Source organism: Faecalicatena orotica, assembly GCF_905197545.1.
GTDB lineage: Bacteria > Bacillota > Clostridia > Lachnospirales > Lachnospiraceae > Faecalicatena_A > Faecalicatena_A orotica.
Window position 1 is genome coordinate 136,082 of the sequence record NZ_CAJJZH010000001.1, and the last position, 14,462, is coordinate 150,543.

15 protein-coding genes, 1 tRNA gene and 1 other annotated feature are annotated in these 14,462 nt (G+C 46.3%); of the genes, 13 read left to right on the forward strand and 3 right to left on the reverse strand.

The window, feature by feature from the left end:
* Window positions 1-60 precede the first annotated feature (60 nt).
* Window positions 61-1,845: an aspartate--tRNA ligase gene (gene aspS / locus ABIN22_RS00575; RefSeq protein ID WP_346906071.1), complete on the forward strand. Its 1,785-nt coding sequence runs from the start codon at window positions 61-63 to the stop codon at window positions 1,843-1,845.
* Window positions 1,846-1,902: 57 nt separating this feature from the next.
* On the opposite strand, the gene ABIN22_RS00580 is transcribed toward aspS, so the two are convergent.
* The gene (locus ABIN22_RS00580; protein WP_242996257.1) at window positions 1,903-2,166 is read right to left on the reverse strand and encodes a helix-turn-helix domain-containing protein; all 264 of its coding nucleotides are present in this window, start codon (window positions 2,164-2,166) and stop codon (window positions 1,903-1,905) included.
* A 272-nt stretch (window positions 2,167-2,438) separates the two neighbouring features.
* Here ABIN22_RS00580 and ABIN22_RS00585 point away from each other — a divergent pair.
* Window positions 2,439-2,511: transfer RNA gene (locus ABIN22_RS00585), tRNA-Gly, on the forward strand.
* Between the two features lie 132 nt (window positions 2,512-2,643).
* Here the strand turns inward: ABIN22_RS00585 and ABIN22_RS00590 are convergent.
* Together ABIN22_RS00590 and ABIN22_RS00595 are read right to left on the reverse strand one after the other, a co-directional pair.
* Window positions 2,644-2,862, reverse strand: a complete 219-nt coding sequence (locus tag ABIN22_RS00590) for a helix-turn-helix transcriptional regulator (RefSeq protein WP_109733710.1) — start codon at window positions 2,860-2,862, stop codon at window positions 2,644-2,646.
* A gap of 63 nt (window positions 2,863-2,925) precedes the next feature.
* Entirely contained in the window at window positions 2,926-3,117 is a 192-nt protein-coding gene (locus tag ABIN22_RS00595; RefSeq protein WP_109733711.1) for a helix-turn-helix transcriptional regulator, read from the reverse strand.
* A 655-nt stretch (window positions 3,118-3,772) separates the two neighbouring features.
* Between ABIN22_RS00595 and ABIN22_RS00600 the strand changes: the two genes are divergently transcribed.
* The 11 genes from ABIN22_RS00600 (at window position 3,773) to ABIN22_RS00650 (ending at window position 14,421) form a co-directional block, all read left to right on the forward strand.
* On the forward strand, window positions 3,773-5,071 hold the full coding sequence (locus ABIN22_RS00600; RefSeq protein ID WP_346906072.1) for a homoserine dehydrogenase: 1,299 nt from the start codon (window positions 3,773-3,775) through the stop codon (window positions 5,069-5,071).
* Window positions 5,072-5,217: 146 nt separating this feature from the next.
* Window positions 5,218-5,652: a MarR family winged helix-turn-helix transcriptional regulator gene (locus tag ABIN22_RS00605; protein WP_109729810.1), complete on the forward strand. Its 435-nt coding sequence runs from the start codon at window positions 5,218-5,220 to the stop codon at window positions 5,650-5,652.
* 76 nt (window positions 5,653-5,728) lie between these two features.
* Complete coding sequence (gene thyA / locus ABIN22_RS00610) at window positions 5,729-6,577, forward strand: thymidylate synthase (protein WP_346906073.1); 849 nt, start codon at window positions 5,729-5,731, stop codon at window positions 6,575-6,577.
* A gap of 18 nt (window positions 6,578-6,595) precedes the next feature.
* Window positions 6,596-7,087 (forward strand): dihydrofolate reductase, encoded by a 492-nt coding sequence (locus tag ABIN22_RS00615; RefSeq protein WP_109729808.1) that lies wholly within the window; start codon window positions 6,596-6,598, stop codon window positions 7,085-7,087.
* Between the two features lie 44 nt (window positions 7,088-7,131).
* Window positions 7,132-8,145: a metal ABC transporter substrate-binding protein gene (locus ABIN22_RS00620; RefSeq protein WP_346906611.1), complete on the forward strand. Its 1,014-nt coding sequence runs from the start codon at window positions 7,132-7,134 to the stop codon at window positions 8,143-8,145.
* Window positions 8,132-8,845, forward strand: a complete 714-nt coding sequence (locus tag ABIN22_RS00625) for a metal ABC transporter ATP-binding protein (RefSeq protein WP_109729807.1) — start codon at window positions 8,132-8,134, stop codon at window positions 8,843-8,845. The genes ABIN22_RS00620 and ABIN22_RS00625 overlap by 14 nt, the downstream gene beginning before the upstream one ends.
* Complete coding sequence (locus ABIN22_RS00630) at window positions 8,838-9,671, forward strand: metal ABC transporter permease (protein WP_109729806.1); 834 nt, start codon at window positions 8,838-8,840, stop codon at window positions 9,669-9,671. Before ABIN22_RS00625 ends, ABIN22_RS00630 begins: the two co-directional genes overlap by 8 nt.
* Window positions 9,672-9,749: 78 nt before the next feature.
* Entirely contained in the window at window positions 9,750-10,385 is a 636-nt protein-coding gene (locus tag ABIN22_RS00635; protein WP_109729805.1) for a lysoplasmalogenase, read from the forward strand.
* A 117-nt stretch (window positions 10,386-10,502) separates the two neighbouring features.
* Window positions 10,503-10,755, forward strand: a binding site (T-box leader).
* Window positions 10,756-10,970: 215 nt separating this feature from the next.
* Window positions 10,971-12,689, forward strand: coding sequence for a biosynthetic-type acetolactate synthase large subunit (ilvB, locus tag ABIN22_RS00640; RefSeq protein WP_346906074.1), 1,719 nt, complete (start codon window positions 10,971-10,973; stop codon window positions 12,687-12,689).
* 59 nt (window positions 12,690-12,748) lie between these two features.
* Window positions 12,749-13,258, forward strand: a complete 510-nt coding sequence (gene ilvN, locus ABIN22_RS00645) for an acetolactate synthase small subunit (RefSeq protein ID WP_109729803.1) — start codon at window positions 12,749-12,751, stop codon at window positions 13,256-13,258.
* 137 nt (window positions 13,259-13,395) lie between these two features.
* Window positions 13,396-14,421, forward strand: a complete 1,026-nt coding sequence (locus tag ABIN22_RS00650) for a branched-chain amino acid aminotransferase (RefSeq protein WP_430517186.1) — start codon at window positions 13,396-13,398, stop codon at window positions 14,419-14,421.
* The last annotated feature ends 41 nt before the right edge of the window (window positions 14,422-14,462 follow it).

Here is a 14,462-nt window from a genome sequence, read left to right on the forward strand (position 1 = left end):
CGGGGGTCTGACCCCTTTGCAAAAGGGTCAGACCCCTCTGAAGAAGAGAGGATGGAAATTATGGCAGAATCAATGAAGGGCTTGAAGAGAACTCACCGCTGTGCGGAGCTGTCAAGCGTAAATACCGGTGAGAAAGTGACTGTAATGGGATGGGTTCAGAAGAACCGGAATAAAGGCGGCATTGTGTTTGTGGACCTCCGTGACCGTTCTGGTATCCTGCAGATTGTATTTGAAGGCGAAGATAAGGCAGAACTGATCGAAAAGGCGGCAAAACTCCGGAGTGAGTTTGTTATCGCAGTTGTAGGTAATGTTGAAGCCCGAAGCGGGGCAGTGAACGAGAATCTGGCTACCGGTGAGATTGAAATAAGGGCAGAGGAACTGCGGATTCTTTCAGAATCAGAAACCCCTCCGTTCCCGATTGAAGAAAACAGCAAGACGAAGGAAGAACTCCGTCTGAAATACCGTTATCTGGACCTGAGAAGGCCGGATCTCCAGCGGAACCTGATGATGAGAAGCAAGGTTGCGACTCTGACACGCCAGTTCCTGTCAGAGGAAGGGTTCTTAGAGATTGAGACACCGGTGCTTGGAAAGAGTACGCCGGAAGGCGCAAGGGATTATCTGGTACCGAGCCGTATACATCCGGGCAGTTTTTATGGACTTCCGCAGTCACCACAGCTGTTCAAGCAGCTGCTGATGTGCTCAGGATATGACCGTTATTTCCAGATTGCAAAATGTTTCCGTGACGAGGACCTGCGTGCCGACCGGCAGCCTGAGTTTACACAGATCGACATGGAACTTTCCTTTGTGGATGTGGACGATGTGATTGATGTGAATGAGAGGCTTCTGGCGAAGTTGTTCAAAGAAGTTCTGGATGTGGAGGTTACACTCCCGATTCCAAGAATGACCTGGCAGGAAGCGATGGACCGTTATGGCTCTGACAAGCCGGACACCCGTTTCGGCATGGAGCTGACAGATGTAACGGATACGGTAAAGGATTGTGAATTTGTTGTCTTTAAAGGCGCTATTGAAAACGGCGGAACTGTCCGGGGCATCAACGCTAAGGGACAGGGCGGCATGCCGCGTAAAAAGATCGACAAGCTGGTTGATTTTGCAAAGGATTTCGGGGCAAAGGGACTTGCCTATATTGCACTCCAGACGGATGGGACGGTGAAGTCATCGTTTGCAAAATTCATGACAGAAGAGCAGATGCAGAACCTGATTCAGGCAATGGCCGGAGAGCCGGGAGACTTACTTCTCTTTGCAGCAGACAAGAATAAAGTTGTCTGGGATGTACTTGGGAACCTGCGTCTGGAAATTGCGAAACAGATGGAAATCCTGAATAAGGATGAATATAAGTTTGTATGGGTCACAGAGTTCCCGCTTCTCGAGTGGAGCGATGAACAGAACCGTTTCATGGCAATGCACCATCCGTTTACCATGCCGATGGAGGAAGACCTTAAGTACATCGATGACGATCCGGGAAGGGTCCGTGCCAAAGCTTACGATATCGTACTGAACGGGAACGAGATCGGCGGGGGAAGCGTCAGAATCTTCCAGAATGATATTCAGGAAAAGATGTTTGAAGTGCTTGGGTTCACAAAAGAACAGGCATATGAGCAGTTCGGTTTCCTTCTGGATGCGTTTAAATACGGTGTGCCCCCTCACGCAGGCCTTGCATATGGTCTGGACCGTTTGGTCATGCTCATGGCAAAAGAGGACAGCATCCGTGATGTCATGGCATTCCCGAAGGTAAAGGATGCTTCCTGCCTGATGACGGAAGCACCAAGTGAGGTTGATGATAAACAGCTTGAGGAATTGGGACTGGAAAAATGCTCTGCTGAATAAAGTTGAGGATAAGGTCGTTCAGTGTCGATTATCAATAAAATAGAAGTCAGATAGGCCTTAGATTTTCGGAATATTCTTTTCAGAATCGGAAAGTGCCGGCGAGGCAGGGCGAAAATCCCTGTCCACCAGCACGTCAAGGCTTACATGAAATGCGTCTGCAATTGATATTAGGATAAAAATATCAGGGAGACGTTTCCCGAGTTCATAAGCGGATAAAGTGGCACGATGCAGGTTGATCTTTCGAGCTAAATTTAATTGTGTCATGTTGCGTTCTTTGCGCAGCCGTCTAATATTTCGGCCAATCGTATCATTAGTTATCATTATTTTCACCAAATTTTTGCACGGAGTTATTAAATTCTATGTTCATTCTATATGATAGCCTGTGAAATTACAAATGGAAAAGCGTGGTAGGCGGGCATCATAATGATGACATGGTTATGCGTTAGTAAGAAATAAATAATCGGGGGAGAAATCCAAACTGAGCAAAAAATTAGAAATTTAAAAAAATATAAAAAACTTTAAAAAATGTGTTGACAATCTGAACTTCATATAGTATAGTAATTATTGTTCCGGTCAGGAAATATACAACATACGCGATAGTGGCTCAGTTGGTAGAGTACGACCTTGCCAAGGTCGGGGTCGCGGGTTCGAATCCCGTCTATCGCTCTTAAGGCTTCAGAAAGAAAAGACAAGTGTTAGGTAATCTGTTTAGAGACGATTATTTAACACTTGTTTTTATTTCAAAGGAAAGTTCATTTTATGAAACAAAGTGAAGCAAACAAAAAGACGGAGCCCCGGCTAATGGTGCCCGGTTCTCCGCCCTATCAATTCATCGATAGTTATATTGTAGATGTCCGCCATCGCCCATAAAGTATAGATATCCGGGATGCGGCTTCCTGTCTCATATGTAGACACGGTCTGGCGTGTCATATTCAGCGGCTTTGCCAGATCAACCTGAGTCATTCTGCGGGCCGTCCGATACATTCTCAGCCTGTTTCCTAGTTCTTTTTCTGTCATATCCTTCACCAACCATTTTTTGCTTTAAGTAATATCACCCTTGTATGCAAATATACGCGTTCTTTAAAGAACAAATATATTCTCAACAGGGATACCAAGTGCCTTGGAGAGAAGAAGTGCAGTCTCTACGGATGGATTCGTTGTAGTACCAGATTCAATTGCTGATATTGTAGTTCTTGGAACACCGCTCAATCTGCTCAGTTTTTCCTGAGACCAGTCTTTTTCCCAACGTATTGCTTGCAGTCTATTGTTCATATATTTACACACCTGGTTAATTATTTAGTATGCGTAAATCCCAGCCTTCGTTTACATACCAAATATTACCACATAAAGATGACCGATATCTGTCGACTTTTTTTGACAAATTTCGTAAGGTTCCATAAATTCAGTTGTTATATTAACGAGGGACTATTTTTGTCTATAGAAAAGAGACTTGAAACAGGTCTCTTCATGATAGCCGGGGTACTGCCAGTTGTTATGAAGTTAAGACTGTTTAATATTGTATGTTATTAATAATTTTTTTATTTATAATACTTTCTCATGTATTCATTTAGAATACCATCTTGTTTTAGAAAATTAAAGAACTATTTATATCTTTTCACTTTGTAATCATTATCGGTACCGATTCGACGGCACCGTGTATTTTTGTGAGACTGTTTATAAACGTGCCTGTGATCACTAAATTAGTTTGTGCATATCCAGATGTTCTGTTAAAACCCGCTGGTATTTTCTGCATATTTATGCTATAATATGTCCCATTCAAATACGCCCCGGTGTTTTTGCGGCGGAGCATGCGTTCTGATGTGCGTGATGTTATGCGTCTGTATGCTTTGCCCGCCCGCAGGGGGCGGTTATTCCGGAGGGGAAACTTCTGGCAGGATATAATACTTAGCGATGAAGAGGTGCAGAGATGGAAGAAAATAAGATAAAAGAAAATAAGATAAAAGTGGCCCTGCTTGGACTGGGAACGGTTGGCACAGGCGTTTATAAACTCATACACAGAAGAGGGGATGTGATGGAGCGCACGATTGGTGCTGAACTTGAGATTTCCCGGATTCTGGTACATAGCCTGAAGAAAGAGCGTCCGGGTATTGATGCATCTCTTTTGACAGATAAGTGGCAGGAGATTCTGGCTGATGATGAGATTCAGATTGTGATAGAGGTGATGGGAGGCATCGAACCAGCCCGTACCATGATACTGGATGCGCTTCATGCGGGAAAACACGTCGTTACGGCGAACAAGGACCTTGTGGCAGAGTATGGCAAGGAGCTGTTGGATGCGGCAGAAGCCGGAAAGTGTGATTTCCTCTTCGAGGCCGCTGTGGCAGGCGGAATTCCGATTATCCGTCCTCTGAAACAGTGTCTGGCCGGAAATGAGATTTCCGAAGTGATCGGAATTGTAAACGGTACAACAAACTATATTTTAACAAAGATGTTTGAAGATAATATGAGCTTTGAAGAAGCTCTGGCAAAGGCGACGGAGCTTGGGTATGCTGAGGCCGACCCGACTGCTGATGTTGAGGGACTGGATGCAGGGCGCAAGGTTGCGATCATGGCTTCCATTGCCTTTCATTCCAGAGTTGTTTTTAAGGATGTTTATACGGAGGGGATCACGAAGATTACTTCCAAAGATATCGCTTATGCGAAAGAGTTTGACAGTGTAATCAAGCTGCTTGGAGTGGCCCATAATACGGAAAATGGTATCGAAGTCGGTGTTTACCCGATGCTTTTGAATAAAGACCATCCGCTGGCGTCCGTGCGTGATTCTTTCAATGCGGTGTTTGTTCACGGCGATGCCGTGGATGACGCCATGTTCTACGGCAGGGGTGCCGGAGAACTGCCGACTGCAAGTGCGGTGATGGGGGATATCATTGATGTGGCCAGGGATATTCAGTATCATTGTAACGGTAGAATCAGCTGTACCTGTTATAAAGAGCTTCCGATCAAAGATTTTGATGATGTGAAGAATAAGTTCTTCCTCAGGATGCAGGTGAAAAACCAGCCCGGCGTTCTGGCCTGCATTGCAAAGGTCTTTGGAGACCATAAGGTCAGCATCGCGCGGGTTGTGCAGAAACATGTGAAGGAAAATGAGGCGGAGCTGGTTATTGTAACTGATAAGGTAAAGGAATACCATTTAAAGGACGCTCTGGGGGAATTAAGAGGAATAGACAGTATTTTGGACATCAGCAGCCTGATACGCGAGTACTAGGGCACAGGATGCTGCCAGAGCGTAGTTTTGTCCGTGGAAGAGGTGTGAAGTTGACACACCTCTTTTATAATGGTATAACAGAATATAGCACGCTATATATATAAAAGGCGTCGGTATCTGGTAAATTTCATGGAGAGGAGAAAAGCATGGAGCGAAGAAACCAGCCGATCGGTTTTACCATTAAGCAGATCAATAACGTATTTGAAAAAGATTTGAATGAAAAGCTGAAAACAATTGGAATTACAGCATCGCAGTGCGCGGTTCTGGATTACCTGTTCCACACGAACAAGGAAGAGGTAAGCCAGCGTGATGTGGAGCGCCATTTGAGCCTGAAGAATCCTACTGTGACAGGACTGCTTAAAAGGCTGGATGAAAAAGGATTTATCTTCTGCGTTCCAAATACAACAGATAAACGCAAAAAGAACATTTATCTGACAGAAAAAGCCTATGACATCCAGCGCAGGATGGAGGCGGACCGCAGGAAAATGGACAGAGAAATGACACGCGGAATGACAAAAAAGGAAATAGCAGCTTTAACAAGAGGTCTTGAAAAGATGCTGTATAATATAGCTGATCCATAAATTTTCAGAATTATCAGAAAACGGAGGGCAAAGGGGTCAGACCCCTTTGCGGAATTTACAGAAGGGAGACGAAATTATGAGTAATGCAGATCGTATTTTTATTGATATGTGCCGTGATATTATTGAGAATGGTACGAGTACTGAGGGGGAGAAGGTGCGCCCGGTATGGGAGGATGGGACGTCCGCTTATACGGTTAAGAAGTTCGGGGTGGTGAACCGTTATGATCTCTCGAAGGAGTTCCCGGCCCTGACGCTGCGGCGTACGGGGATTAAGAGCTGTGTGGATGAGATGCTCTGGATCTGGCAGAAGAAGTCGAATAATATCCATGACCTGAATAGTCATATATGGGACAGCTGGGCGGATGAAGATGGATCGATCGGAAAAGCCTATGGCTACCAGATGGGCGTGAAGCACGAGTACAGGGAAGGGATGATGGACCAGGTGGACAGGGTGATCTATGACCTGAAGAATAATCCGTACAGCCGCAGGATTATGACGAACATATATGTGCTTCAGGACCTGCATGAGATGAATCTGTACCCGTGTGCATACAGCATGACGTTCAATGTGACAAAGGAAAAGGGCAGTGACAAGCTGACGCTGAACGGAATCCTGAACCAGCGTTCTCAGGATGTACTTGCGGCAAATAACTGGAATGTATGCCAGTACGCCGTACTTCTGCATATGCTGGCACAGGTATGTGATATGAAGGCCGGGGAATTTGTCCATGTGATTGCGGATGCACACATCTATGACCGCCATATCCCACTGATTGAGGAACTGATCTCGAGGGAGCCATATCCGGCGCCGAAGTTCTGGCTCAACCCGGATGTAAAGGATTTCTATAAGTTTACGAGGGAGGATGTGCGTCTGGATGATTATCAGACACATCCGCAGATTAAGAATATACCGATTGCGGTTTAATAAAGGGAGGAAAGAACAATGAATCTAATTGCAGCAGCTGATAAAAACTGGGGAATTGGCTATAAGAATAAGTTACTTGTAAGCATACCGTCTGATATGAAGTTTTTCCGTGAGACAACGACCGGGAAGGTGATTGTTATGGGCAGGAAGACACTGGAAAGCTTTCCGAACGGGATGCCGTTGAAGAACAGGACAAACATTGTACTGACATCCAACAAAGATTACCGTGTTAAAGATGCAATTATTGTGCATACTTTAGAGGAACTGCATAAGGAACTGGAAAAATATAATTCGGACGATATCTATGTGATAGGAGGGGAAAGCGTGTACCGCCAGCTTCTTCCTTACTGTGACACGGCATATATTACCAAGATCGACCATGCATTTCAGGCAGATACGTTTTTCCCTAATCTGGATGAAATGGAAAACTGGGAGATGACACAGGTGAGTGAGGAGCAGACATGCTTTGATCTGGAATATATGTTCACGAAATATGAAAACCGTCTGTAAAGAAGCGGGATATCTGACGATAGAAGGTAAGTGAATATTGAATGATGATATATAAATGGTTAAAATGCAGGAAGTTTTCTGACTGGGCGGAACGTGGAAAGGTATGCAGCCTGATCCTCATACTGGTTCTTTCGGCGGTCTTCCTGCAGGGGTGTGCAAAGGAGGAACAGGAAAATGGCTCTGCGCACATGGAAAAACTGAAAGTGGTTACGACCATCTTTCCGCAGTACGATTTTGTACGTCAGATTGCGGGGGACAAGGTTGATTTGAAGATGCTCCTGAAGCCGGGTGAGGAGAGTCATTCCTATGAACCGACGCCGAAAGATATCATTGATATCCAGAAATGTGACCTGTTTATCTACGTAGGCGGTGAGAATGATGAATGGGTCGAGGATATTCTGGACTCTGTGGACCGCGGACAGCTCAGGACACTGCGCCTGGTTGACTGTGTGGATACTGTAGAGGAAGAACACGTTGCAGGTATGAAGGAAGAACGCCATGAAGAGGAAGAAGAGGGGGCTTTTGACGAACATGTGTGGACATCTCCTAAGAATGCGGTAAAGATTGTGGAAAACATTACAGAAATTCTCTGTCAGGAAGATTCTGTGAATGAGGAAACGTACAGGCAGGCGGAAAAAACATATACGGAAAAATTAAGAAATCTTGACAGTGAATTCCGAAAGGTTGTGAAAGACGCGCCGGGACATACTGTACTGTTCGGGGACCGTTTCCCGTTCCGGTATTTTGCCGATGCATACGGGCTTGATTATTATGCGGCGTTTCCAGGCTGTGCGTCAGATACAGAGCCAAGTGCCGCAACAATGGCATATCTGATTAATAAAGTGAAGGAAGAGAAGATACCTGTTGTGTTAAAAATGGAACTGAGCAATGATAATATTGCGAAAGCAATTGCAGAAGCTACAGGAGCAGAGGTGAAAGTTTTTTACAGCTGCCACAATATCACAGCTGAACAGTTCCGTGCAGGTGAAACATATCTGAGTATGATGGAGAAGAATGTTGGGACATTAAAGGAGGCGCTGTCGGATGGCATTAATTAAATGTGAGGACCTGTCCATCGCCTATGAGGGACAGACCGTCGTACACGATTTATCTTTCGAGGTCGGACAGGCTGACTATCTTTGCATCGTGGGTGAAAATGGGTCCGGGAAAAGTACACTGGTTAAGAGCCTTCTGGGACTGAAGTCGCCTGTGAAAGGATGCATTACATTAGGAGACGGACTGAAACAGAATGAGATCGGTTATCTGCCGCAGCAAAATGATGTGCAAAAGGATTTTCCGGCGAGTGTTTATGAAGTCGTGCTGTCCGGGCGGCTCAACAGCAGGGGCTTTCGCCCGTTTTACACAGCAGCCGATAAAGAAAAGGCGCGGGAGAACATGGAACTTTTGGGTATCCGTGATCTTGAAAAGCAGTGCTTCCGGGACCTTTCCGGCGGACAGAAGCAGAGGGTCCTCCTTGCAAGGGCGCTGTGCGCGACAAAAAAACTGCTGCTTCTGGATGAACCCGTAACCGGGCTGGACCCAATCGTGACACAGGAATTCTACCAGTTGATTAATGAAATCAATAAAAGATCAGGGATTGCCGTTGTTATGGTGTCCCATGATATAGAAAGTACGATGGAATATGCGAGCCATATCCTCCACCTTCAGGAGACGGCCCTGTTTTTCGGCCGTGCCGGGGAATATAAAAACAGTGAGGTCGGTAAAGCATTTTTGAAGGGCGGTGAGTATCATGGCTGAGAAACTGATCGAGATGTTTTCTTATCCCTTTATGGTCCGGGCAATTCTGGTCGGGTCACTGGTGTCTCTGTGTTCGGCACTTCTGGGGGTCAGCCTTGTATTGAAGCGTTATTCCATGATCGGGGACGGGCTTTCACATGTCGGGTTCGGTGCGCTCGCGATTGCTACTGCAATGAATGCGGCCCCGCTTGCTGTTGCCATACCGATTGTTATTCTGGCGGCTGTGCTGCTTCTTCGAATCAGCGGGAACAGCAAGATAAAAGGGGATGCAGCGATTGCGCTGATTTCTACAGGAGCGCTGGCCGTGGGGGTCATGGTGATTTCCATGACAACCGGGATGAATACGGATGTTTACAATTATATGTTCGGCAGTATACTCGCAATGAGCAGCGGGGATGTGGAGCTGAGTATCGCACTTTCAGCTGCCGTATTGATTCTGTATGTGATCTTTTATAACAAAATATTTGCGATTACTTTTGACGAGACATTTGCACAGGCGACCGGTGTAAAGGCGAATCTGTATAATACTCTGATCGCGGTTCTAACAGCAGTCACGATTGTGCTGGGAATGCGCATGATGGGGGCATTGCTGATTTCCAGCCTGATCATCTTCCCGGCACTGACGTCCATGAGAGTGTGCAAGACATTTAAAAGTGTCATAATAAACTCTGCAATAGTGTCGGTGATCTGTTTGTTTGTCGGGATATCTATTTCCTACCTGTGCGCGACTCCGGCAGGAGCGAGTGTCGTGATTGTAAACATGGGTGCCCTGCTTGTCTATACGATCGCCGGTGGGGTTAAGAGCGGTGCCCTGCGCAAAAAATAAACGTTACTGTGCACGCCCTGCGGGGATGCACAGCATCATTTGAACAGTAACCAGTAATCTGCTTAGGGAGGGAAACTCATGTTAGCTGCAGCTGCGGTCCTGATGGCCGGTTTCGGGTTGATTTACTTTTTCTGGAAGGAAAGCGGAAGCAGGAAGCCGCTTGTATTCAAGGCACTCGCCACCTTTATGCCTGTGCTGCTTGCACTGTACCGTGCGGCGGTGACGGAGGAAGTTTCAGCCTGGTGGATTTTTGCAGGCGTGGTCTTTTATATGGCGGCCGATGTCCTTCTGGAAATCTGGTTCCTCACAGGAGTGGCTTCCTTTGGTATCGGCCATATCTGTGTAATTACAGGATTTTTATACATGGGTGCGGCATCGTGGTATGTGGCCGGATGTTTTGTGATTCTTTACGGTATGATGTTTGTGGCCGTGAGGCGTTATTTAAAAGACCTTGAGAACCTGCTGGTTCCGGGGCTGGCCTATGCGGCCCTGCTCTGTGTGATGGCAGCAATGGCGGTGTCACTTGGCATACAGCATTTTGCTCTTCCTGCCGTGCTGACCGGGATCGGGGGCGTCTGCTTTGTTGTTTCGGACACGATCCTTGGATGGAGCCATTTGAGTGGAAAACGCCGGCGTGCATACAGCGCGGTCCTGCTTGTGCTGTACTATCTGGCGGTGTATCTTCTTGCAGCTGGGCAGTATTTTGTGGCATAGAAGTATTGTTTGTTACTGTTCATTTTGATAAAAGATAAGAAACATCAAGAATCCGGCATTGACAAAGTTAAATACACACATTATAATTAAAACTAACTTTTATGAAAACATAACTGGTGAAATGCTAAGACGGGGAGGAGTACATAATTCTCAGATGCCAAGAGAGAAGGCGGCAGGTGGAAGCCTTCGTGAAGGGATTATGGAAGTAGCCTCTGAGCAGTGGACCGAACAGGAAGAATCCTAAGTAGGCTCCAACGTAGTTCCTACGTTACAGGGAAGCAGTATCGGAAGAAGTTCCCGTACTGGCAGAGTGCAGAGAGAAGACTCTCTGAAGTTAGGTGGTAACACGGATTGCAGATTCGCCCTAAGCTAATTATAGCTTAGGGCTTTTTATTTCATAGGGAAGTACGTCCTATGAAATAAAAAGTCTTCCCGGCGGGATGCGCACTGCGGCGTAAGCTGTAGATGTCGCAGTGCGACCGCCGCAGGCGCGAGTTTCGCAAGCGAAACTCTATTTTAGCTTACAGGGGATTATTCAGGGCCTCTGGAAAGAAAACCACTGGGGAAGTTAAAGGAGGTATATGTATGAGACAGATTTCAGGTAACAAATTGTTGGTGAAGGCATTGAAAGAGGAGGGAGTGGACACACTCTTCGGTTATCCGGGAGCTTGTACAATCGATATCAGTGATGAATTGTATAAGCAGAGTGATATCCGGGTGATCCTTCCGAGACATGAGCAGGCGCTTGTGCATGAGGCAGATGCTTACGCGAGGACGACGGGGAAAGTCGGCGTTTGTCTGGTAACGAGCGGACCGGGAGCGACAAACCTTGTGACAGGGCTCGCAACCGCGAACTATGACAGCGTTCCGCTTGTATGTTTTACCGGCCAGGTGGCAAGGCATCTGATTGGAAACGATGCATTTCAGGAAGTAGATATTGTAGGGATTACAAGAAGCATTACAAAATACGGTGTGACAGTACGGAATAGAGAAGACCTCGGACGAATCATCAAAGAAGCCTTTTATATCGCAAGAACAGGCAAGCCGGGGCCTGTACTGATTGACCTGCCCAAAGATGTTATGTCAGAGCTGGGAAGCCCGGAATATCCGGCAGATGTGAATATCCGCGGCTATAAGCCGAACACAAGTGTTCATATCGGCCAGCTGAAAAAAGCGATCAAGATGCTGAATAAAGCAGAGCGCCCGCTGTTCCTTGCGGGCGGGGGAGTGAACATCGCACATGCCAACGATATTTTTACCGAGGTTGCGGAGAAGACAAATATACCGGTTATCACAACAGTAATGGGAAGAGGCGCCATCCCGACAAATCATCCTCTTTATATCGGAAATCTCGGTATGCACGGTGCATATGCGGCGAATATGGCTGTCAGCGAATGCGACCTTTTGTTTTCTATCGGCACCAGATTTAATGACAGGATCACAGGCAAACTGCATGCATTTGCCCCGAAGGCACAAATCGTACATATCGATATAGACACGGCGGCGATATCCAGAAACATCCATGTTGATATTCCAATCGTTGCCGATGCGAAAGAAGCAGTTTTAAAAATGCAGGAGTATGTTGAACCATGCGATACAGGGGAATGGCTGAAAGTAATTGATTCATGGCAGGAAGAACATCCCCTGACCATGAAAAAGCATGCACAGATGGGCCCGAAGGATATCATAGATGAACTGAACCGCCAGTTTGACGAGGCAATCGTAGTAACAGATGTAGGGCAGCACCAGATGTTTGCGGCGCAGTATGTGGAGATTACGGCTAAGAAAAAAATCATTATGTCCGGCGGTCTCGGTACAATGGGATACGGTTTCCCGGGAGCAATCGGGGCGAAACTGGGTAATCCGGATACACCGGTCATTGCAATCTCCGGCGACGGCGGAATGCAGATGAATATTCAGGAATTTGCAACGGCAGTACTGGAAGAACTTCCGATGGTGCTCTGTGTATTTAATAACACATATCTCGGCATGGTACGTCAGTGGCAGAAACTATTTTATGGCAAAAGATATGGAATGACAAATCTGCGTTCCGGAGCACTGTTCCGCAGGACAGAAGGACAGGAGATGCCGGAGTACACGCCGGATTTTGTAAAACTGGCAGAGAGCTACGGGGCAAAAGGCATCCGGGTAACGAAGAAAGAGGAAATTGCGGCTGCTTTTGAGGAAGCAAAGAAGAATACGAAAGTTCCGACTTTGATTGAATTTATCATTGACCCGGAAGAGATGGTATATCCGATGATCCAGCCGGGCGGTACACTGGAAGAGATGATCATGGACTGCTAAACGTAAATGGCGGGGCAGGAAGGAAAAGCTGCTTTCTGCCCGCGAAAGGAGAGAAGAGTATGGATAATAACTTAAAAAAGAGATGGATTTCATTATATGTAGAGAACCAGGTGGGCGTGCTGTCTAAAATATCAGGACTGTTTTCCGGAAAGTCATATAACCTGGACAGTCTGACAGTAGGTACGACGGAAGATCCGACGATTTCAAGGATGACCATAGCAACGGTTAGTGACGATGAGACATTTGAACAGATTAAAAAGCAGCTGAACCGTCTGGTGGAAGTCATAAAGGTGATTGATTTTACTGATATATTTGTGAGGATGAAGGAAATCCTGTATGTCAAAGTCAGAAAGTGCACGCAGGAAGATAAAGTGGAGCTGTTCCAGATCGCCGAGACTTTCAAGGCAAGGGTCATAGATTATGGAAAAGACAGCCTTCTTCTGGAATTTGTGCAGACTGCAACGAAGAATGATGCGGTCATCAAGCTGATGAAAGAAGAGTTTAAGAATATAGAAGTAGTACGCGGGGGAAGCGTTGGAATCGAATCAATCAGCATGATGGAACGTTAGAGTGTGTTTGATAATTTATAAGGCGTGAAAAGGAATAAAAAACAGAGCGCACTCTTGAATTTTGCAAATGAAAGTATTATAATTGGCACAAAGACAGTTTTGGACTGCATGAAAGCAGAGGAATGGAGGAGATACGGATGGATAAGAAAAACATTGACTGGGAGAATCTGGGGTTTGGATACATCACAACAGACAAGAGATATGTTTCCAATTTTAAAGATGGTAAATGGGATGAAGGCGGACTGACAGAGGATGCCAACATTACGATGAGTGAGTGTGCAGGCGTGCTCCAGTACGCACAGACGATTTTTGAAGGGTTAAAGGCATATACGACAGAGGACGGACGTATCGTCACATTCCGCCCGGACCTGAATGCCCAGCGTATGGTTGATTCTGCAAAGAGACTCGAGATGCCGTCTTTCCCGGCTGACCGTTTTGTGGAGGCTGTGGAGCAGGTTGTCAGAGCCAATGCAGCCTATGTGCCGCCATATGGATCAGGAGCGACTTTATATATTAGGCCATATATGTTTGGAATCAATCCGGTCATTGGAGTAAAACCGGCAGATGAGTACCAGTTCCGTGTATTTGCAACACCGGTGGGCCCGTACTTCAAGGGCGGTGTAAAGCCTCTGACTCTCTGCGTATCAGATTTCGACAGGGCAGCGCCGAGAGGAACAGGGCATATCAAGGCAGGCCTTAACTATGCAATGAGCCTTCATGCTATCGTAACAGCACATGCCAATGGATTTGATGAGAATATGTACCTCGATTCAGCAACGAGAACAAAAGTAGAAGAGACAGGAGGGGCGAACTTTATCTTTATAACAAAGGATAATAAAGTTGTAACACCTCATTCTGACACGATCCTTCCTTCCATTACAAGACGTTCCCTGCTTTATGTGGCAGAACACTATCTGGGACTGGAAGTGGAAGAGAGAGACGTATATCTGGAAGAGGTGAAGGATTTTGCCGAATGCGGATTGTGTGGAACGGCTGCTGTCATCTCACCGGTCGGCAAGATTGTAGACCGCGGCAAGGAAATCTGCCTGCCAAGCGGCATGGAAAAGATGGGACCGACGATCCAGAAGTTGTACGATACCCTGACCGGAATCCAGATGGGGCATATCGAGGCACCTGAGGGATGGATCAGAGTAATTGAATAGAAAATATCGAAAATAAAATTGGCTGGTGCAAAGGAATGAAA

What these genes read in the sequence shown, in the direction of transcription:
- ABIN22_RS00625 (WP_109729807.1), top strand. Translation starts at nt 8,132, where the DNA reads ATGGCATTAATTAAATGTGAGGACCTGTCCATCGCCTATGAGGGACAG.
- aspS (WP_346906071.1), top strand. Translation starts at nt 61, where the DNA reads ATGGCAGAATCAATGAAGGGCTTGAAGAGAACTCACCGCTGTGCGGAG.
- ABIN22_RS00635 (WP_109729805.1), top strand. Translation starts at nt 9,750, where the DNA reads ATGTTAGCTGCAGCTGCGGTCCTGATGGCCGGTTTCGGGTTGATTTAC.
- ABIN22_RS00580 (WP_242996257.1), bottom strand. Translation starts at nt 2,166, where the DNA reads ATGATAACTAATGATACGATTGGCCGAAATATTAGACGGCTGCGCAAA.
- thyA (WP_346906073.1), top strand. Translation starts at nt 5,729, where the DNA reads ATGAGTAATGCAGATCGTATTTTTATTGATATGTGCCGTGATATTATT.
- ABIN22_RS00630 (WP_109729806.1), top strand. Translation starts at nt 8,838, where the DNA reads ATGGCTGAGAAACTGATCGAGATGTTTTCTTATCCCTTTATGGTCCGG.
- ABIN22_RS00615 (WP_109729808.1), top strand. Translation starts at nt 6,596, where the DNA reads ATGAATCTAATTGCAGCAGCTGATAAAAACTGGGGAATTGGCTATAAG.
- ABIN22_RS00650 (WP_430517186.1), top strand. Translation starts at nt 13,396, where the DNA reads ATGGATAAGAAAAACATTGACTGGGAGAATCTGGGGTTTGGATACATC.
- ilvB (WP_346906074.1), top strand. Translation starts at nt 10,971, where the DNA reads ATGAGACAGATTTCAGGTAACAAATTGTTGGTGAAGGCATTGAAAGAG.
- ABIN22_RS00590 (WP_109733710.1), bottom strand. Translation starts at nt 2,862, where the DNA reads ATGACAGAAAAAGAACTAGGAAACAGGCTGAGAATGTATCGGACGGCC.
- ABIN22_RS00605 (WP_109729810.1), top strand. Translation starts at nt 5,218, where the DNA reads ATGGAGCGAAGAAACCAGCCGATCGGTTTTACCATTAAGCAGATCAAT.
- ABIN22_RS00600 (WP_346906072.1), top strand. Translation starts at nt 3,773, where the DNA reads ATGGAAGAAAATAAGATAAAAGAAAATAAGATAAAAGTGGCCCTGCTT.
- ABIN22_RS00620 (WP_346906611.1), top strand. Translation starts at nt 7,132, where the DNA reads ATGATATATAAATGGTTAAAATGCAGGAAGTTTTCTGACTGGGCGGAA.
- ilvN (WP_109729803.1), top strand. Translation starts at nt 12,749, where the DNA reads ATGGATAATAACTTAAAAAAGAGATGGATTTCATTATATGTAGAGAAC.
- ABIN22_RS00595 (WP_109733711.1), bottom strand. Translation starts at nt 3,117, where the DNA reads ATGAACAATAGACTGCAAGCAATACGTTGGGAAAAAGACTGGTCTCAG.